At 70.8% G+C, this 19,389-nt stretch carries 15 protein-coding genes; 10 read left to right on the plus strand and 5 right to left on the minus strand.

The annotated features are described in order from the left end of the window. Nucleotides 1-5: 5 nt before the first annotated feature. From AB0J21_RS26210 to AB0J21_RS26225, 4 genes are all read right to left on the minus strand, one after another. A complete protein-coding gene (locus AB0J21_RS26210) occupies nucleotides 6-1,040 on the minus strand; it encodes an ABC transporter ATP-binding protein (RefSeq protein ID WP_363148566.1) in 1,035 nt (344 codons plus the stop codon). Nucleotides 1,041-1,090: 50 nt separating this feature from the next. After that, on the minus strand, nucleotides 1,091-2,071 hold the full coding sequence (locus AB0J21_RS26215) for an ABC transporter permease (RefSeq protein WP_363148567.1): 981 nt from the start codon (nucleotides 2,069-2,071) through the stop codon (nucleotides 1,091-1,093). A 106-nt stretch (nucleotides 2,072-2,177) separates the two neighbouring features. Then, nucleotides 2,178-3,959: an ABC transporter substrate-binding protein gene (locus AB0J21_RS26220; RefSeq protein WP_363148568.1), complete on the minus strand. Its 1,782-nt coding sequence runs from the start codon at nucleotides 3,957-3,959 to the stop codon at nucleotides 2,178-2,180. Nucleotides 3,960-4,038: 79 nt separating this feature from the next. Further along, entirely contained in the window at nucleotides 4,039-5,070 is a 1,032-nt protein-coding gene (locus tag AB0J21_RS26225; RefSeq protein WP_363148569.1) for an ABC transporter permease, read from the minus strand. A 496-nt stretch (nucleotides 5,071-5,566) separates the two neighbouring features. Between AB0J21_RS26225 and AB0J21_RS26230 the strand changes: the two genes are divergently transcribed. The 6 genes from AB0J21_RS26230 to AB0J21_RS26255 all read left to right on the plus strand — a co-directional run bounded on the left by AB0J21_RS26230 (nucleotide 5,567) and on the right by AB0J21_RS26255 (nucleotide 12,700). Further along, entirely contained in the window at nucleotides 5,567-7,207 is a 1,641-nt protein-coding gene (locus tag AB0J21_RS26230) for an ABC transporter substrate-binding protein (protein WP_363148570.1), read from the plus strand. Nucleotides 7,208-7,407: 200 nt separating this feature from the next. After that, a complete protein-coding gene (locus AB0J21_RS26235) occupies nucleotides 7,408-8,331 on the plus strand; it encodes an ABC transporter permease (RefSeq protein WP_363148571.1) in 924 nt (307 codons plus the stop codon). After that, entirely contained in the window at nucleotides 8,324-9,316 is a 993-nt protein-coding gene (locus AB0J21_RS26240; protein WP_363148572.1) for an ABC transporter permease, read from the plus strand. The genes AB0J21_RS26235 and AB0J21_RS26240 overlap by 8 nt, the downstream gene beginning before the upstream one ends. 11 nt (nucleotides 9,317-9,327) lie before the next feature. Then, nucleotides 9,328-10,308, plus strand: coding sequence for an ABC transporter ATP-binding protein (locus tag AB0J21_RS26245; RefSeq protein ID WP_363148573.1), 981 nt, complete (start codon nucleotides 9,328-9,330; stop codon nucleotides 10,306-10,308). Next, nucleotides 10,295-11,422 (plus strand): dipeptide ABC transporter ATP-binding protein, encoded by a 1,128-nt coding sequence (locus AB0J21_RS26250; protein ID WP_363148574.1) that lies wholly within the window; start codon nucleotides 10,295-10,297, stop codon nucleotides 11,420-11,422. Before AB0J21_RS26245 ends, AB0J21_RS26250 begins: the two co-directional genes overlap by 14 nt. A 321-nt stretch (nucleotides 11,423-11,743) precedes the next feature. Continuing rightward, nucleotides 11,744-12,700, plus strand: a complete 957-nt coding sequence (locus AB0J21_RS26255) for a hypothetical protein (protein WP_363148575.1) — start codon at nucleotides 11,744-11,746, stop codon at nucleotides 12,698-12,700. 29 nt (nucleotides 12,701-12,729) lie between these two features. Here AB0J21_RS26255 and AB0J21_RS26260 read toward each other — a convergent pair whose 3' ends face one another. Continuing rightward, entirely contained in the window at nucleotides 12,730-14,862 is a 2,133-nt protein-coding gene (locus tag AB0J21_RS26260; protein ID WP_363148576.1) for a prolyl oligopeptidase family serine peptidase, read from the minus strand. A 230-nt stretch (nucleotides 14,863-15,092) separates the two neighbouring features. Here AB0J21_RS26260 and AB0J21_RS26265 point away from each other — a divergent pair, with 230 nt between their 5' ends. From AB0J21_RS26265 to AB0J21_RS26280, 4 genes are all read left to right on the plus strand, one after another. After that, nucleotides 15,093-15,287 (plus strand): hypothetical protein, encoded by a 195-nt coding sequence (locus tag AB0J21_RS26265; RefSeq protein WP_363148577.1) that lies wholly within the window; start codon nucleotides 15,093-15,095, stop codon nucleotides 15,285-15,287. Between the two features lie 114 nt (nucleotides 15,288-15,401). Beyond that, nucleotides 15,402-16,376 (plus strand): N-acetyl-1-D-myo-inositol-2-amino-2-deoxy-alpha-D-glucopyranoside deacetylase, encoded by a 975-nt coding sequence (gene mshB / locus AB0J21_RS26270; RefSeq protein ID WP_363148578.1) that lies wholly within the window; start codon nucleotides 15,402-15,404, stop codon nucleotides 16,374-16,376. Then, nucleotides 16,373-16,837, plus strand: a complete 465-nt coding sequence (locus AB0J21_RS26275; RefSeq protein WP_363148579.1) for a DUF6113 family protein — start codon at nucleotides 16,373-16,375, stop codon at nucleotides 16,835-16,837. The genes mshB and AB0J21_RS26275 overlap by 4 nt, the downstream gene beginning before the upstream one ends. 168 nt (nucleotides 16,838-17,005) lie before the next feature. Next, nucleotides 17,006-19,255: a hypothetical protein gene (locus AB0J21_RS26280; protein ID WP_363148580.1), complete on the plus strand. Its 2,250-nt coding sequence runs from the start codon at nucleotides 17,006-17,008 to the stop codon at nucleotides 19,253-19,255. Nucleotides 19,256-19,389: the final 134 nt, after the last annotated feature.

Consider the following 19,389-nt stretch of genomic DNA (forward strand, 5'->3'; position numbering starts at 1 on the left):
TTCGGTCAGGCGGTACGGGCGGCGGTGAAGTCCTCGAAGAACTCCTTGCGCTGCTCCGGGGTCAGGTGACAGGCAGCCCCCCGCCCGTCGACCAGCCTCAGTTCCGGTGTCTCGTCCTCGCACCGGTTGCCGCTCACCTGCTCGGTGAACGTGCAGCGCGGGTGGAAGCGGCAGCCGGTCGGCAGGTTGAGCAGGCTGGGCGGGCTTCCCGGGATGGGCGTCAGCGGAACGTCCACCGGCCCGTCCAGCTCCGGCATCGAACCCAGCAGGCCCCAGGTGTAGGGGTGCTGCGGATTCCTCAGCACCTCCCTCTTGGTGCCGCGCTCCACGCACCGGCCGCCGTACATCACCAGGACCTCGTCGGCGATGTCGGCGATGACACCGAGGTCGTGGGTGATGAAGATGATGGCGGTGCCCATCTCCTGCTGGAGATCCTTGAGCAGGTCCATGATCTGCGCCTGGACCGTCACGTCGAGAGCCGTGGTGGGCTCGTCGGCGATGAGCAGCTCGGGGTCGCAGGACAGCGCCATGGCGATCATCGCGCGCTGGCGCATACCGCCGGAGAACTGGTGCGGGTAGTCGTCGACCCGCAGGTCCGGCTGCGGGATGCCCACCTTGGTGAGCATCTCGACGGCGCGGGCCCGCGCCTCCTTCTTGGAGGCCCCCGTGTGCTTCCGGTACGTCTCCGCGATCTGCCGGCCCACGGTGTGGTATGGCGAGAGGGAGGCGAGTGCGTCCTGGAAGATCATCGAGACGGTGTTGCCGCGCAGGGTCTCCATGCGCTTGCGCGGGACCTGAAGCAGGTCCTCGCCGTCGAGGACGATCTCCCCGTCGATCTCGGTGGACTCCGGGTTGTGCAGTCCGAGGATGGCCAGGTTGGTCACGGACTTGCCGGAGCCTGACTCGCCGACGATGCCGAGGGTCTTGCCCCGGTGCAGGTCGAAGGAGAGTCCGTCGACGGCCTTGACGATGCCGTCCTCGGTGGAGAAGTGGACTCTCAGGTCGTTGACCGAGAGAAAGGGCTTTTCGGTGCTCGTCACGAGGGACGCTCCATGGGGTGATGCGGGGGGAGAGAGCCGGCCTGCGCTGGTCAGGCGAGCCGGACCCGGGGGTCGATGAGGGAGTAGACGGCGTCCACGACGATGTTGGCGATCACGATCGCCCCCGCCGAGAAGAGCGTCACGCCGAGGAGCATCGGCAGGTCGCTGCGGTCCACCGACTGGATGGCGAGCTGGCCCACGCCCTGGAGGCTGAACACCTGCTCGGTGATGATCGCGCCGCCCAGGAGGGTGCCGAGGTCGATGCCGAAGATCGTCACGATCGGCCCCATGGCGCCACGCCAGGCGAAGCGGAAGAACACCGAGGACCGCGAGAGGCCCTTGGCCTTGGCGGTGCGCACGTAGTCCTCGCTCATCGTCTCCACGAGCTGCGAGCGGGTCATCCTCGTGTAGTTCGCGGTGAAGATGATCGACAGCACGAGCCAGGGGATCAGGAGTCCGCCGAACCACTTGCCCGGGTTCTCCGTGAACGGCGTGTACGAGGGCTGGCTGAACAGGTCGAGCTTCGTCACCAGGACGAACATCGCGAGGTAGCCGACGAAGTAGATCTGGAGCGAGGAGAAGACCAGGGAGAGCGAACTGGCGGCCTTGTCGAGCGGCTTGCCCTGCTTGACCGCGGCGATCATGCCCGCGCCGATACCCACGACGAGGAAGACGACGGCGCCACCGAGGGCCAGCGAGAGGGTCGTCGGGAAACGGTCCATGATCGTGCCGAAGACCGGCTCGCGGTTGATGAAGGAGTAACCGAGGCACGGAGACGGGCAGTGCCCGTAGTTGCCGTAGTCACGGCCCATCACGATGCCGGATATGTAGTGCCAGAACTGCACGGGGAGCGAGTCGTCGATCCCCAGGTTGTGCCGGGCCTGTTCGAGCAGCGCCTTGGAGCAGGACTTGCCGCAGGCCAGCCGGGCCGGGTCCCGAGGGATCGCGTAGAAGAGGAAGAACGTGATGGCGCAGATGATCACGAGGATGACGAGAGCGCCAAGCACACGGCGGAAAAGGAAACGGAGCATGTGAGTCGGGGCTTTCCGGAGGGGGCGCCGTCGCCGGGGGGAGGGGTGGGGGCTCGCGAGCGTGCCCGGGCGGGTGGCCGTTCGGCCACCCGCCCGGAGCGCGGACTCAGGCCTTCGCGTACAGCTTGCTGATGTCGATGCCGGTGTCGCCGGCGCTGTAGACGAAGCCGCCCACCTTGGAGCCGTGGAACCAGTTACGGATCGGCCAGTAGTCGGGGATCGCCGCGGCGAGGTCCATGATCTGCTTGTCGATCGCGCCGTACGCCTTGTTCGACTCGTCGACGTCGGTGATCTGCGAGGCGGCGTCGATGGCCTTGTTGACGCTCTTGTTGTTGAGCTGCGGCCAGTTGGAGGCGCCGTTGGCGATCACCCGACCGTCGAAGGTCGGCTGGAGCGCGGTGTAGCCACCGGGCCAGTCGGGGGACCAGCCGGCCGCGAACAGGTCGTAGTCGTTGTCGAGCTGCGCGATCTGGCTGTAGAACGAGGCCTTGTCGACCTGCTTGTTGACGACCTTGAAGCCGGCCGCCTCCAGCGAGTTCTTGATCGCGACGGCCTGCTTCAGGGCGTTCTCGGACTGCTGGTAGGCGATGACGACCTTCTGGCCCAGCTTGCCCGCCTTCTTCAGCAGCTCCTTGGCCTTGGCCGGGTCACCGGCCGGCTTCTTCTTCTTGTCGTAGAGGTCGAAGTCGGCGTGTCCCGGGGTGAGCGGGTTCATGATCGTGGTGGCCATCTCCGAGGTCGCGGCGCCACCGCGGATCACCTGGAGCTTGGAGAGCGGGAAGGCGTACTGGAGGGCCTTGCGGACCTGGACGTCCTTGATGCGGGTGGTGTTGATGGCCCAGTAGTAGGTGGCCACGTCCAGGTGGGTGAGGATGCGGTCCTTGTACTTGCCACCGCCCAGCACCTGCTGGACACGCTCCGGGGCGACCTCGTTGAGCAGGGAGAAGGTGTACTGGTCCTTGCCCTGGTCGGCGATGTAGCGGTCGGTGGACGCCAACGGCTGGTAGCCGAACTGGAACTGGAACTTGTCCGGGTAGGCGTTGCGGATCGGGTCCGTCTTCGCGTCCCAGTGCTCGTTGCGGACGCAGAGCATGCTCTTGCCGACCTTGCGGCTGGAGATCTTGTAAGGACCGCAGGAGAACGGCTTCTTGTCGTAGTCCTCCTTGGTGTCCTTGTGCTTGGGCACCAGCGAGAAGGCGCGCATGGTGAGGCAGAAGTTGAAGTCGCCGTGCGCCTCCTTCAGGTTGAAGGTGATCGTCTTGGCGTCCTTGTCGACCTCGATGGAGTCGAGGTGCTTGCCCTCGTAGGGGCCCTTGTACTTGTCGCCGCCGATGAGCCACTGCTGCGGGTAACGCGGGCCGAAGGTCACGAACTTGGCGAAGAGGCGCTCGAAGGTGTGCTTGACGTCATCGACCGTGAGGTCCTTGCCGTCCTCCCACTTCAGCCCGTCCTTGAGGGTGAAGACCCAGGTCTTGCCCCCGTCCTTGGCGGTGCCGGTGTCGGTGGCCGCGTCGCCGACGAGGACGCACTTGCCCGTCTTGACGTCCACCTTGTAGCCGACGAGACCGCGCATGAACAGCGGGGTCATCCAGCCCTCGTAGGCGGACCAGATCTGGGCCGGGTCCAGGTGGTCGGCGTCGATCTGGTCCATCGTGTAGAGGGTGCCGCCCTTCTTGGCTCCCTCGACCTCGGGGGCCGGCCCCTGCGAGTCGGCCTTGGTGCCCAGCTCGATCTTCTCGGCCTTGCCGCCGGTCACGCCGCCCTGGGAGGGCTTGCCGCCGCCGGACCCACCGCTGCCGGAGTCGTCGCTGCCGCACGCGGTCAGCAGGGTCGTGCCTGCCGCCGCCACACCTGTGGCGACGAGGAAGTTTCTGCGGGAGAAAGCCATGGGAATCGGTCCTTGGATCGATGGGAGGAATGAGCAACAGACCGGACGGCGACGGCCGGCTGCCTGAGAGGGGGAGCGTTCAGCGCTTGGAACGCGGGTCGAGTGCGTCGCGCACCGAGTCACCGAGGAGGTTGAACGCAAGAACGAAGACGACCATGGAGATGCCCGGGAAGAGCATGTAGGTCAGGTCGTCCGTGTAGAAGTTCGCGCCGCGGCCGATCATGACACCCCAGTCGGGGGTCGGGTCGATCATCCCGACGCCGAGGAAGGCGAGACCCGCTTCGCTGGTCACCATCAGCGGAAGGGTCAGCGTGGCCTGGATGATGATCGGCGTCCAGAGGTTCGGGATCAGCTCCTTGAAGATGATCCGCGCCGGGGAGGCGCCGGTGATCTTCGCCGCTTCGACGAACTCCCGCTCGCGCAGAGCCAGAACCTCGCCCCGCAGCAGACGGGCCATGGAGGCCCACCCGAACCCGGCCAGTACGAGGATCAGGCTGAGGGCACGCAGTGAGGTGGGGATGTCGTCGTCCGGGGCCACGAAGAGCGCGTAGACGACCGGCATGAAGGCGATGAAGAAGAGCGTCGACGGGAACGACAGGAGGATGTCGATGAACCGGCCGACCAAGTAGTCCGTCTTGCCGCCCAGGTACCCGGCGGCCACGCCCACCACGACGCCGACGACGACGATCAGGACGGTGATGCTCAGGGCGAGCAGCAGGGAGGTGCGGATGCCGTAGATCAGGAAGGTGAAGACGTCACGGCCCAGCTGGGGTTCGATGCCGAACCAGAACTGGCTGCTCATCCCGCCGTTCGAGCCCGCGGGGTAGCCGAAGGGGTTGAGCAGGGTGGGGTCGTCCTGGCCGTACGTCGTGTACGGGTTCTTGCCGTACAGCTTCGCTATGAGCGGCGCGCACAGGGCTATGAGGAAGAAGAAGATGACGACGCAGGCCGAGATGACGCCGGTCTTGTCCCTCTTGAAACGCCGCCAGGCGAGCTGACTGGGGGAGCGCCCCTCGCCGCCCTTCTTGGGCGCCTGGATCGGGGCCGTGGCGGTCAGCACGGTGTCGGGTGCCGCGTCGACGGCTGCGGCGGCTGAGGTTGGGGTGGTCATGGTGCTCCTGGCCCGGAGGGTCGAAAACTCCGCAGGACGGGCCCACGGGCTAGCCGGACTTTTTCAATGCAAAAGGAGCAAGGTCAATAAATTTCGTTCAGGCTTGGTCTGCTCTTAAGCTTCTTTGCCATCCCATGACCTACCGACGAACCGGCCTTTGATGGGTCGTTATCGCACCGTTTCGACATAGGGTGTAAACGCCAATGATCGGATCATGTTGTCCGATAACCGGACGAGTTGCCCCATGCGTGGGCGGTGGGCGGACGGCTGGGGCGGGTCGGTGCTCGCCGGGCCGGGCGGAACGTGTCCCACTCGTTATCCGCGTCTGCCCCGACGATGGGCCTTTGAAGCCTGCCTGTCCAGTGATTTCCCGTGGATGTCCCGGCATCTGGAACCCGTCCCTCCACCCGTACGGCCCGTCCGGGCGTGCGCCGCCCCGTGCGCTGGGGTGCTATGAGGCACTAAGTGCGACATACCGCTCACGAGGAGGCACTCCATGCGAGGAGCCACGCACGCCAAATGGGCCGCCTGTGCGGTCGCCGTCGCCCTGGCCGCGACGGGCTGTGGCGGTGGGGACGACAGTGGCGGTGGTGGCGGCGGTGGCGACGGCTCCGGAGTGGTGAGTTCCTCCTGGGGGGACCCGCAGAACCCCCTTGAGCCGTCCAACACCAACGAGGTGCAGGGCGGCAAGGTCCTCGACATGGTCTTCCGCGGGCTCAAGCGGTACAACCCGAAGACCGGCAAGGCCGAGGACATGCTCGCCGAGAAGATCGTGACGAAGGACTCGCAGAACTTCGACGTCACCGTCAAGAGCGGCTGGACCTTCTCCAACGGCGAGAAGATCACCGCGAAGTCCTTCGTGGACGCCTGGAACTACGGCGCGAACCTGAAGAACAACCAGAAGAACGCGTACTTCTTCGGGTACATCGACGGCTACGACAAGGTGCACCCGGACTCCGGGACGCCCAGCGCGCAGACGCTGTCGGGGCTCAAGGTCACCGGCGCGCGCACCTTCAGCGTCAAGCTCAGCCAGAAGTTCTCCACCTGGCCCGAGACGCTCGGTTACGCCGCCTTCGCGCCGCTGCCCGAGTCCTTCTTCAAGAACCACGACCAGTGGCTCTCCAAGCCCGTCGGGAACGGTCCCTACACGATCGATTCCTACGCCAAGGGCTCGCAGATGAAGCTGCGCAAGTGGGACGACTACCCGGGGGACGACAAGGCGCAGAACGGTGGCATCGACCTCAAGGTCTACACCGACAACAACACCGCCTACACGGACCTGACCGCGGGCAACCTCGACGTCGTCGACGACATCCCGGCCTCGCAGCTCAAGAACGTCAAGAGCGACCTCGGCGACCGGTACCTGAACACCCCCGCCGGGATCATCCAGACCCTCGCCTTCCCGTTCTACGACAAGGAGTGGGACGGTCCGAAGAGCGCGCAGCTGCGCAAGGGCCTGTCGATGGCGATCAACCGGAAGCAGATCACCGAGACGATCTTCCAGAACACCCGCACCCCGGCCACCGACTGGACCTCGCCGGTGCTCGGCGAGGACGGCGGCTACAAGCCCGGTCTGTGCGGGGAGGCCTGCGAGTACAAGCCCGACGAGGCGAGGAAGCTCGTCCAGGAGGCCGGCGGCATCCCCGGCGGGCAGGTCAAGCTCGGCTACAACGCCGACACCGGCAGCCACCGCGAGTGGATCGACGCGGTGTGCAACAGCATCAACAACGCCCTCAAGAACGACAAGGCCTGCGTCGGCAACCCCACGGGGACCTTCGCGGACTTCCGCAACAAGATCGGCCAGCACAAGATGCCGGGGCCCTTCCGGGCCGGCTGGCAGATGGACTACCCGCTGATCCAGAACTTCCTGGAGCCGCTGTACTACACCAACGCCTCCTCGAACGACGGCCTGTACTCCAGCGAGAAGTTCGACAAGCTCGTCAACCAGGCCAACGGCGAGACCGACACCGCGAAGGCCGTCAAGACCTTCCAGGACGCCGAGGGCGTGCTGCGTGACGACATGGGCGCCATCCCGCTCTGGTACCAGAACGGCAGCGCCGGCTACTCGGACCGGGTCTCCAACGTGGCGCTGAACCCGTTCAGCGTCCCGGTCTACAACGAGATCAAGGTCAACTGACCGGAAGGCCGCGACCGCGCCCGGCCCCCGGCCCCGTACCCGGCCCCCGGCCCCGTACCCGGCCCCCCCGGCCCCGCGAGCCGCCCCTTCCGCCCCGCGCGGCGGCCGTCCCCCCGGCCGGGCGCACCCCCGGTGCGCCCGGCCGGGACCTTCGGACCGGCACCGTCCGCCGGGCCACGCACCCAACCCCGGAGCTGTCCATGGGACGTTATGTGATCCGGCGTCTGCTCCAGATGATCCCGGTGTTCATCGGCGCCACGCTGCTCATCTTCCTGATGGTGAACGTGATGGGCGACCCCGTCGCGGGACTGTGCGGGGACCGCCAGTGCGACCCGTCGACCGCCGCCCAGCTGCGCCGGGACCTCGGCCTCGACAAGCCCGTGTGGCAGCAGTACCTGACCTACATGGGCAACGTCTTCACCGGGGACTTCGGCACCGCCTTCAACGGGCAGAAGGTCACCGAGCTGATCGGCACCGCCTTCCCGGTCACCATCCGGCTCACGGTCATCGCGATCGTCTTCGAGATCGTCATCGGGGTGACGCTCGGCGTCCTCACCGGACTGCGCCGGGGCCGGCCCGTGGACACCGGCATCCTCCTGCTGACCCTCGTGGTCATCTCCGTGCCCACCTTCGTCACCGGCCTGCTGCTCCAGCTGCTGCTCGGCGTGAAATGGGGCTGGATCAAACCCGCCGTGTCCTCCGAGGCCCCCTTCGACGAGCTGATCCTGCCCGGGCTCGTGCTCGCCTCGGTCTCCCTCGCCTACGTCACCCGGCTCACCAGGACCTCCATCGCGGAGAACCGCCGCGCCGACTACGTACGCACCGCCACCGCCAAGGGACTGCCCCGCCACCGGGTGATCATCCGCCACCTGCTGCGCAACTCGCTGATCCCCGTGGTGACCTTCATCGGTACCGACATCGGCGCCCTCATGGGCGGGGCGATCGTCACCGAGCGCATCTTCAACATCCATGGCGTCGGTTTCCAGCTCTACCAGGGCATCCTGCGGCAGAACACGCAGACGGTCGTCGGCTTCGTGACGATCCTCGTCCTGGTCTTCCTGGTGGCGAATCTCGTCGTCGACCTCCTGTACGCCGTTCTCGACCCGAGGATCCGGTATGCCTGAGCCACAAGACAACGTCCCCAGCGGGCGCAACGCCATCAGCGGGGCGGGCCTCGGCGGGGCGGCGGACCTCGCGGGCAGCGAGGCGACCAGCCTGGAGAAGGCCGCCGAGGGCGGACCCGAGGGACGCGGCCCCGCGGGAAGGCCCCGCAGCCTGTGGTCCGACGCCTGGCGCGACCTGCGCCGCAACCCGGTCTTCCTCATCTCGGGCCTCGTCATCCTCTTCCTGATCTTCATCGCGATCTGGCCCTCCTCGATCGCCTCGGGCAACCCGCTGTCCTGCGACCTGTCCGACGCGCAGAAGGGCTCCAGCCCCGGACACCCCTTCGGCTTCGACAACCAGGGGTGCGACGTCTACACCCGCACCGTGCACGGGGCCCGCGCCTCGGTCGAGGTCGGCGTGTGCGCGACGGTCGGGGTGGCCCTGCTCGGCTCGGTGCTCGGCGGACTGGCCGGCTTCTTCGGCGGGTTCTGGGACGCGATCCTCTCCCGGATCACCGACATCTTCTTCGCGATCCCCGTGGTCCTCGGCGGGCTCGTCCTGCTGTCCGTCGTGACCTCCGCGACGGTGTGGCCGGTGATCGGCTTCATCGTGCTGCTCGGCTGGCCCCAGGTCTCGCGTATCGCCCGCGGTTCGGTCATCACCGCGAAGCAGAACGACTACGTGCAGGCCGCGCGCGCCCTCGGCTCCTCCAACTCCCGGATGCTGCTGCGGCACATCGCGCCGAACGCCGTCTCACCGGTCATCGTCGTCTCGACCATCGCGCTGGGCACCTACATCGCGCTGGAGGCCACGCTCTCGTTCCTCGGTGTCGGCCTCAAGCCGCCCACCGTCTCCTGGGGAATCATGATCTCCGAGGCCTCCGCCAACGTGCGCAACGCCCCCCACATGCTGCTGTGGCCCGCCGGGGCCCTGGCGATCACGGTGCTCGCGTTCATCATGCTCGGCGACGCGGTGCGCGACGCCCTCGACCCCAAGCTGCGCTGAGGAGCCGGCCCATGCTGCTCGAAGTACGTGACCTGCACGTCGAGTTCCATACGAGAGACGGTGTCGCCAAGGCCGTCAACGGGGTCAGCTACGCCGTCGACGCGGGGGAGACGCTCGCCGTCCTCGGCGAGTCCGGCTCGGGCAAGTCGGTGACCGCCCAGGCCGTCATGGGCATCCTCGACGTGCCGCCCGGGAAGATCACCGGCGGCGAGATCCTGTTCGAGGGCCGCGACCTCCTGAAGCTCAAGGAGGACCAGCGGCGCAAGGTCCGCGGCGCCCAGATGGCCATGATCTTCCAGGACGCGCTGTCCTCCCTCAACCCGGTCCTCACCGTCGGCCAGCAGCTCGGCGAGATGTTCACCGTGCACCGCGGCATGTCCCGCAAGGACGCGCGCGCCAAGGCCGTCGAACTCATGGAACGGGTGCGCATCCCGGCCGCCAAGGAGCGCGTGAGCCAGTACCCGCACCAGTTCTCCGGCGGGATGCGCCAGCGCATCATGATCGCCATGGCGCTCGCCCTGGAACCCAAGCTGATCATCGCGGACGAGCCGACCACCGCCCTCGACGTGACCGTGCAGGCCCAGGTCATGGACCTGCTCGCGGAACTCCAGCGCGAACTGCACATGGGGCTCATCCTCATCACGCACGACCTCGGGGTCGTCGCCGACGTCGCCGACAAGATCGCCGTCATGTACGCGGGCCGGATCGTCGAGCACGCCCCCGTCCACGAGATCTACAAGGCGCCCGCCCACCCGTACACCGAGGGCCTGCTCAAGTCGATCCCCCGGCTCGACCAGAAGGGCCAGGACCTCTACGCGATCCAGGGGCTGCCGCCCAACCTCATGCACATCCCGCCCGGCTGCTCCTTCCACCCGCGCTGCCCGCGCGCCCGCGAGGTGTGCCGCCACGATGAGCCGCCGCTCTACGAGGTCTCCCCGACCCGCCGCAGCGCGTGCCACTTCTGGGAGGAGACCCTCGATGCATCGCGATGAGCACGGTTCACGCAAGGACGCGCGCCGCGAGGGCCGCGAGGCGGCCCGGCTGATGGCCAGGGCGCAGGCCGAGAACTCCTACGCCGCCGGAGCGCCCGTCCTGGAGGTACGGGGCCTGGCCAAGCACTACCCGCTGACCCGGGGCATCGTCTTCAAGAAGCAGGTCGGCGCGGTCAAGGCCGTGGACGGCGTCGACTTCGACCTCGGCCAGGGCGAGACCCTCGGCGTGGTCGGCGAGTCCGGCTGCGGGAAGTCGACCGTCGCCAAGATGCTCGTCCACCTGGAGGAGCCCACCGCCGGGGCCATCCGCTACAAGGGCGAGGACATCAGCCGGCTCTCGGGCCGGGCGCTCAAGGCGGTGCGGCGCAACATCCAGATGGTGTTCCAGGACCCGTACACCTCGCTCAATCCGCGGATGACGGTCGGCGACATCATCGGCGAACCGTACGAGATCCACCCCGAGGTCGCGCCGAAGGGCTCGCGCCGTAAGCGGGTCCAGGAACTCCTGGACGTGGTCGGGCTCAACCCCGAGTACATCAACCGCTATCCGCACCAGTTCTCCGGCGGCCAGCGCCAGCGCATCGGCATCGCCCGCGGACTCGCCCTGCGCCCCGAGATCATCGTCGCCGACGAACCCGTCTCGGCGCTCGACGTGTCCGTGCAGGCCCAGGTCATCAACCTCATGGAGAAGCTCCAGAAGGAGTTCAACCTCTCGTACGTCTTCATCGCGCACGACCTCTCGATCGTCCGGCACATCTCCACCCGCGTCGCCGTGATGTACCTGGGCCGCATCGTGGAGATCGGAACCGAGGAACAGATCTACGAGCACCCCACCCACCCGTACACGCAGGCCCTGCTGTCCGCTGTACCGGTGCCCGACCCGGAGGCCCGGGAGAGCCGCGAACGCATCATCCTGACCGGGGACGTGCCCTCCCCGGCCAACCCGCCCTCCGGCTGCCACTTCCGCACCCGCTGCTTCAAGGCCCAGGACAAGTGCGCCGTCGAGGACCCGCTCCTCGCGATCCCGCCGTGGTTCCAGGGCCGGCAGATCCCCGCGGAACACCCCTCGGCCTGCCACTTCGCCGAGGAGAAGCAGATCGTCCCGAGCGACTGAACCCCGCCGGGCGGACCTCCTGGCGGCCCGCCCGGACACGGGTCGCGACCCGCCGACAGCGCACGTCCCCCGTCTGCCGGACCGGCTTAACACGCAGGCAACTCCGGCGACGCCACATCGATATACGGACGCGACAAGGTGTTCCACGTACGGCCGTGCGGGTGCCGTAGACCGGCCGGAGCGCGCCATGTCGCTCCGGCCGGTCGCCTGTCCGGGGGTCCGCCGAGGGGCGGCCCCGGCCACCCGCCCACCCGCCGTCGCCACCCCGCGAGACCACCCCGCCCTTGTTGACGCCGGGGCCCCGGGGGAGGATTCGGACTCATGGGACAGCCACAGACACTCGGCCGCGGCGCACGCCTCTTCGGCACCTGCGGCTGCGCGCTGCTCGCCCTGCTGTCCCTCGCCTGGATCGTGCGCGACGCGGCCGTGGCCCCCGACGCCGGGCAGGTGTGGTGGCGCTGGGCGGGCAGCCCCGCCGGGTACTCGGGCGGCGCCGTCCAGGTCACCTCGCTCACCGACGGGGTGCTGTGCGTCGTGTGCGCGCTCGCCGCGCTGCGCGTCCCGCGCTCCGCCTCGGCCGCCGCCGCGCTCGCCGCGGCCGGCACCGCCGCGCTCGTCCTGCGGCTGCCCTCGCTGTGGCTGCTCGGCCAGGGCTGGACCGGGGTGTGGGCCGGGAACGCCCTGCACGCCCGCGCCTACGCCACGACCGTCGCGAGCCTCCTGCTGGGCGCCGCCCTGCTGCTGACCGCCGCGCTCGGCCGCCGCGCGCCCCGGGCCCGCGCCGAGATCCCCGACCGCCCCGCCGGTGCCGCCGCGCGCACCGCCGGGGTGCTCCTGATCGCGTGCGCCGCGCTGTTCGCCGTCTGGGAGGCCGACCGGGCCCAGGACTACGGCTGGAGCGCCTACCGCTCGATGCTGCTCGGCAGCCGCAACACGACGCTCTCCCTGCTCAGTACCCCGCGCGGCTGGTGGATGGCGGCGCTCGTCGTGCTCGCGCTGCTCGCGGGCCTCGCCGCGCTGGCCCGCGCCACGTTCAGCCGCGCGCTCGCCGCCGTGGCCGCCGCGATGGTCCTCGCGTGGGGACTGGTCCGGCTGTCCGTCGCCGTGCGCTTCCAGCAGTTCGACGGCTCCCTCGACGCCTCACCGCGCGTCCAGCTCTCGCTGGCCAGCACCCTGTTCTACGTCCTCGCGGGCCTCGTCGTCCTCGCGCTGCTGCTGCCCCGCGCCCGCCCCGCCCGGACCCCGGCGGAACCGGTGCCCGCCCCGCCGGGCGCCTGAGCGTTCGGCGGGCGCGAGCCCCTGGTCCGCTAGTCCGCCAGGCCCAGGGACCGCTTCAGGAAGGCGACCTGGAACAGCAGCAGGTTCTCCGCGACCTGTTCCTGCGGGGTCATGTGCGTGACCCCCGACAACGGGAGCACCTCGTGCGGGCGGCCCGCCGCGAGCAGCGCCGAGGACAGCCGCAGACTGTGCGCGACCACGACGTTGTCGTCGGCCAGACCGTGGATCACCATGAGCGGCCGGTGCTGCTCGGCGGCCTGCGACAGACCCTCGTCCGTGATCAGCGAGTTGGCCGCGTACACCTCCGGCTGGGTGTTCGGATCGCCGAGGTAGCGCTCCTGGTAGTGCGTGTCGTACAGCCGCAGGTCCGTCACCGGGGCGCCCGCCACGCCCGCGTGGAACACGTCGGGGCGGCGCAGCACCGCCATCGCCGCGAGATAGCCGCCGAAGGACCAGCCCCTGATCGCGACCCGCCCGAGATCCAGCGGGAACCGCTCCGCGAGCGCGTGCAGGGCCGCCACCTGGTCCTCCAGGCTCAGCGTCAGCGCGTTCCTGACCGACTTCTCCCAGGCGGGCGAGTGCCCCGGGGTGCCCCGGCCGTCCGCCACGACCACCGCGAACCCCTGGTCGGCGAACCACTGCGAGGCCAGATACGGGTGGTGCGAGGCCACCACGCGCTGCCCGTGCGGACCGCCGTACGGGTCCATCAGCACCGGCAGCGGACCGTCGCCCTCCCGGTACGAACGCGGCAGCAGCACGGCGGCCGGGATGCGCCGCTCACCCGCCACCGTCAGCGTCACGCGCGGAGCGAGCACCGGCGTGTCCGCGTACGAGCCGAGCCGGGCCACCTCCGCCCCGTCCCGCAGCACCGTGTGCACCGCCCCCGGGCTGTCGGGACGCGCCGAACTCAGGACCGTCACCTCGCCCGAGCGGACCGCCGTGTGCACCCCCGGCCCCTCGGACAGGCGGCGCACCCCCAGCTCGTTGACCTGGTAGACGTGGATCTCCCCGGTCTCCGGCTCCTCGGCCGCCGTCCCGGCCGAGGCCGAGATCAGCAGGTCCCGCTCGCCGGTGTCCAGGACGGCCCGCACGTGCAGCTTCGGGCCGGTCAGCAGCCGGTCGCCGACCGCGAGGACCCGCGCCCCGCCCTCGTCCGCGATCCGCACGAGCTGCCCCTGCGGGGTCCAGACCGGGACGCCGGGGTGCAGCTCGACCCAGTCCGGGTCCCCGTCGGCGTGCACCATGCGGGTCGTCCCGGTGTCCGGGTCCACCGCCAGGTACAGGGCGTCGCGCTGGTCCCTGGACTGCACGAGCAGCAGTGGGGCGCCCGCCGACGACCAGTGCACGCGCGCCAGGTAGGGGTAGCGGGCCCGGTCCCACAGGACCTCGGTCCGCTCCCCCTGGAGCCCCAGGACGAACAGCCCGACCTCGGCGTTGGCGGTGCCCGCCGCCGGGTACGCGACCCGGGCCGGCTCCCGGTCCGGGTGCGCGGGATCGGCGATCCACCAGCGCGCGACCGGGGCGTCGTCCACCCGCGCCACCAGCAGCCGGTCGGAGGCCGGGGACCACCAGTGGCCCCGGGCGCGGGACATCTCCTCCGCCGCGATGAACTCCGCGAGCCCGTACGTCACGGTGTCCGACTCCGGCTCGGCGAGCGCCCCGTCCCGCTCGCCGTCGACGCCGGCCACCCGCAGGGCACCCTCGGACACGTACGAGACGTACCGGCCGTCGGGCGAAAGACGCGGGTCGATCACCGGGCCCGGCACGGACAGCGCACGGCTCGTGCCCGCGCGCAGGTCCGTCGTGAACAGCCGCCCGGACAGGGCGAAGACGGCGTGCTCGACGGCCGCGTCCGTCGCGTACCCCACGATCCCCGCGCCGCCCTCGCGCGAGCGCTCACGCCGCGCCCGCTCGCGCGCCGAGAGCCGTTCCGCGCCCCCGCCGAGCAGTCGGGCGGGATCGGCGACAGCCCGCTCCTCGGCCTTCGAGCCGCCGACGAGGTCACGTACCCACAGCACATGCGAGCGATCGGTCCCCGAACGGGAGCGCAGGAACACGACCCGCTCCCCGTCCGGGGAGACGGTCACCGTCCGGGGAGCGCCGAGGGTGAATCTCAGCGTGCGGGCGGACTGGCGGGGGAAACTCAGGGGCTCGGTCGTCATTCGGCAGAGAATAGGCCGTCCCGCGCGCTCCCGGCCGGGCCGAGGGACGCTCACTTGGCCCATGCCGGAGGTTCATGCGCCCCTCATGCTCCGGTGCGACGAGTCATGCGGCGCCACTCATAGTTATGATCCGTAGCGCAAGGTGGGTATGTACCCGCCGACGTCGGGCCGGGGCGTGGCGGGGCCGGCTGTGTCCTGCGTGTCTTCGCGAGCATGGGAGGTGAGCCGCCGTGGCGCTCTCGATTTCGGCGGTCGTGCTGCTGCTGATCATCGTCATCCTGCTCGTCAGGAAGTCGGGCCTGAAAGGTGGGCACGCGGTGGTCTGCGTCCTGCTGGGCTTCTTCCTGGCCGGCTCCTCGATCGCCCCCACCATCAGGGAACTCACCAACAACGTCGCCGGAATGCTCGGCGACATCAAGTTCTGACCCGTACGGCGGCCACCCGCGCCGCGCGCCCTCAACCAGCGGCGCGCGGCGCGGGCGGGCGGCGCGGCGACGGGGGCGTCGGGTCCGGGCCGTCCGGGCTCGTAGGCTTGCCCCATGACGGAACCGCCCCGCCGCCGCCTCCTGCTCGTCCACGCGCACCCGGACGACGAGTCGATCAACAACGGCGCCACGATGGCCGCGTACGCCGCGGCCGGAGTCGAGGTCACGCTCGTGACCTGCACCCTCGGCGAGGAGGGCGAGGTCATCCCGCCCTCCCTCGGGGCGCTCGCCGCCGACCGCGAGGACCGGCTCGGCACCTACCGGACCGGTGAACTCGCCGCCGCCATGCGCGAACTCGGCGTCGCCGACCACCGCTTCCTCGGCGGCCCGGGCCGCTACCGCGACTCCGGGATGATGGGCACCGCGCAGAACGACCGTCCCGGCTCCTTCTGGTCCGCCCCGGTCGACGAGGCCGCCGGACTGCTCGTGGACGTCATCCGCGAGGTCCGCCCGCAGGTCCTGATCACCTACGACCCGCACGGGGGCTACGGCCACCCCGACCACATCCAGGCCCACCGGGTCGCGATGCGGGCCGCCGAACTCGCCGCCGCGCCCGACCTGCGCCCCGGCGGCCACCCGCCGCACCGCATCGCCAAGATCTACTGGAACCGGATGCCCAGGCCGGTCGTGGAGGCGGCCTTCGCGCGGTCCGGACAGGCCCTCGCGGACGGCCCCTTCGAGGCTTTCGCCGCCGTGGACGACCTGCCGGGCGTCGTCCCGGAGTCCTCGGTCACCACGGAGATCGACGGCCGCGCGCACCTGGGCGCGAAGATCGCCGCGATGCGCGCGCACGCCACCCAGATCAGCGTCGCCGAACCGCTGTTCGCCCTGTCCAACCAGCTCGCCCAGCCCCTGTTCGGCATCGAGTACTACGAGGTCGTGCGCGGCACCCCCGGCGCGGCGCCCGGCGTCCGCGAGAACGACCTGTTCGCCGGACTGCCCCAGGCCGGAGCCGGACTGTCCGCCGGGCCGGCAGGCCCCGGACCGGGCCCCGCCGGCCCGGCGGACGCAGAGGAGACTCCCCGATGACGCCGCCGCCCCCGCCGAGGCCCCAGCCGGCCCCCAAGCCCAAGGTGCCCGCCCAGCGCACCGCCCCCACCGGCGGTTTCCTCGCCCAGCCGCCCCGGCCCGCACTGATCGCCGGTTACGTCCTGCTGCTCGTGCTCGGCGCGCTCGTCGGGATCGCGGGCGCCCTCGTCCAGGCCGCCCTGCCCCCGGGCGGACTCATGCTCGCCCTCGCCGGCCTGGCCGGGGTCTGCTACGCGGGCTCGCGCGCCCTCGACTCGCGGGCGGGCGGGCTCGTCCCGGGCGGCGGCTGGCTGATCGTCGTCATCCTGCTGACCACGACCCGCCCGGAGGGTGACTACGCGTTCGGCGCGGGCCTCGGCTCGTACGTGTTCCTGCTGGGCGGGATGGTCGTGGCTGTGATGTGTGCCACCCTGGGAAGATCGTCCTCCCCGGGCGGGCCCGCCGCCCGACTTGGCAAATGACGTACCAGTTGAGCGCATCGGCCGCCCCCGCTTCACCGGCAGTGCCGGTCGGGGAGGCCCGTACGGCCAGTATGGTGGTGCGCGCCGCCGGGCCACCCCCCACCTTGATCCGGGGATTCCCCTCGCGAGGGGCGCGCGGGCGGTGGAGCCAACCAGGGAGAACCTGCCTTGAGTCGTGAAACTGAGAGTTCGTCCTCCGGCCCCCAGGGACGTGGCGCGGCCGCGTACCCCTCGGGGACGCCCCCGTACGGTTCCCCGGCCCAGGGCGAACAGGACGAGCGGGAGGCGTCCGGGGCCCCGGACGCGGGCCGTTCGCGTGCGGACGGTCCCGACGGCGCTCAGCAGCCGGAGGAGCGCAGGACCGAGACGACGATGACGACCCGGATCAGGATCAACATCCCCGGGTCCCGTCCGATCCCGCCCGTCGTGCTGCGCACGCCCATGGCGGAACAGGACAAGAAGGAGGACGGCCGCCCGCCCGCGGCCGAGCCCCCGGCCGAGCGCGCGGAGCGGCGGCCCGCCCCGCCCGCACCCGCCCCGGCCCCCGCTCCCACCGAGGAGAAGCCGCCCCCGAGCGACTGGTTCGCTCCGCGCAAGGGCGGCACGCGGGGCGGCAACACCCCGAGCCCGGCCGCGCCCGCGGGCGGTAACGGCCCGGCTGCGCAGGGCGGTTCGGGGACCCCGGCCCAGGGCACCCCCGCGCCGGGCGGATCCGGTTCCTTCGACGTGTCGCGGGCGCTCGCGGAGGGCCCGCTCGGCGCCACCGGCACACCCGGAGCCGGCGGCCCCGGCGGTGCGCGCGGGCAGGGCCCCGTACCCGGCCCCGGCAACGCGGGCGGTTCGCGCCCCGGCGGTCCCCAGGGCGGCCGCGCGCCGGGCCACGGCCCGGTTGCCCCCTCCCCGGAGACCACCGCGCAGACCCCGCTGCCGACCCGCCCGCAGAACGGTGGCGCCCCGCGCGACGGCGCGGGCGCCCAGCGTCGGCCGGGACAGCCGGGTCAGCCCGGTCAGTCAGGTCAGCCGGGTCAGCGCGGTCCGCAGCAGCCCGGTCCGGGCGAGGCGCGGCAGCCGGGGGGTCCGCAGCAGCCGGGACCCCGCGCCCCGCGCCGGCCCGAGGGCGCGCAGACCCCGCCCACCGCCCCCTGGATGGGCGACGACACGGCCGTCCTCACCCCGCAGAACCCGGACGCGGCCCCCGGCGGCCAGAGCGGCCGTACCGGCGGCCCGATCGGGCACCCGGACGGGCAGGTGTCGGGCGACACCCTCACGAGCGGCATCCCCGTCGTCCCCCCGGGGCCCGTGAACCGGGGACCGGCCGCCGACCGGGTGACGATGCGCCAGGACCCGGTCGTGCCCGGCCCGCAGGCGCCCGCCGGTTTCGACGGACCGGGCGGGGCGGCCCGCTTCCCCGAGCCGCTCGCCGAGCCCGTCGTCCCCGTCCCCGCGCCCGCCCCGGCGCCCAAGGCCAAGAAGAAGGGCCGCAGCAAGCTCGGGCTGCTCGTCGGGCTCGTGGTCGTCGTGGCCGCCGGAGGCTACGGCGCGGGCCTGCTGATGAACCGTTCCGACGTGCCCAAGGGCACCACCGTGCTCGGCGTGGACATCGGCGGCGGCACCCGCGACGCGGCCGTCAACAAGCTGGAGTCGACGCTCGGCAGGCGCACCCTGGCCCCCGTCACCCTCGACGTCGACGGCAAGGAGGCGAGCCTCAAGCCCGACAAGTCCGGGCTGACGCTCGACAGCCAGGCCACCGTCCGCTCCGCCGCGACCAGCGACTACAACCCGGTGTCGGTGTTCGGTTCGCTCATCGGCCGCGAACGCGTCGTGCAGCCGGTCATGCCGGTCGACGAGGAGAAGCTCGCGGACTCCCTGACGCGGCTCGCGGGCACCTCGGGCACCTCCCGCGAGGGCACCATCAAGTTCGCGCCCGGCAAGGCCACCCCGGTCTACGGCCAGGCGGGCCGGACCCTGGACGTCGACAAGTCGATGGACGTGCTGTCCACGGCCTACCGGGACCAGGTGCAGACGGGCAAACCGGCCACGGTGAAGCTGCCGCTGACCGAGCACCAGCCGCAGGTGCCCAAGTCCGAGGTGGACCGGATGATGAAGGACTTCGCCGAACCGGCGATGTCCGGGCTCGTCACGGTCCGCGCGGGCGGCGTGTCCATCCAGTTCGGCCCGGACCGTTCGCTGCCGAAGATCCTCGGCGTCAAGGCGGTCGGCGGCAAGCTCGTGGACACCTACGACACGAAGGCGCTCAAGGAGCTGTACGGGACGACCTTCGACGGCGTCCTCGTCACGCGCGGCACCGGGCAGAAGACGCCGGTCACCCCGCAGGACGTGGCGGGCGCGCTGCGCAAGGCGCTGCTCGGCAAGACCCCGGCCCAGCGCGTCGGCGTCATCGACACCGACGCCGACTAGCCACAGCCCGTCCACCCGTGTCGAGGGCCCCGGCGACCGCCGGGGCCCTCGCCCGTGAGAACCGCCCCACCCATGACATCTGTCACCGCAGGTACACGACGTGCGGCACTGCCGGGCCGGGCCCCGGGGAGGGC

The organism is Streptomyces sp. NPDC049954, from assembly GCF_040656295.1.
Taxonomy (GTDB): domain Bacteria; phylum Actinomycetota; class Actinomycetes; order Streptomycetales; family Streptomycetaceae; genus Streptomyces.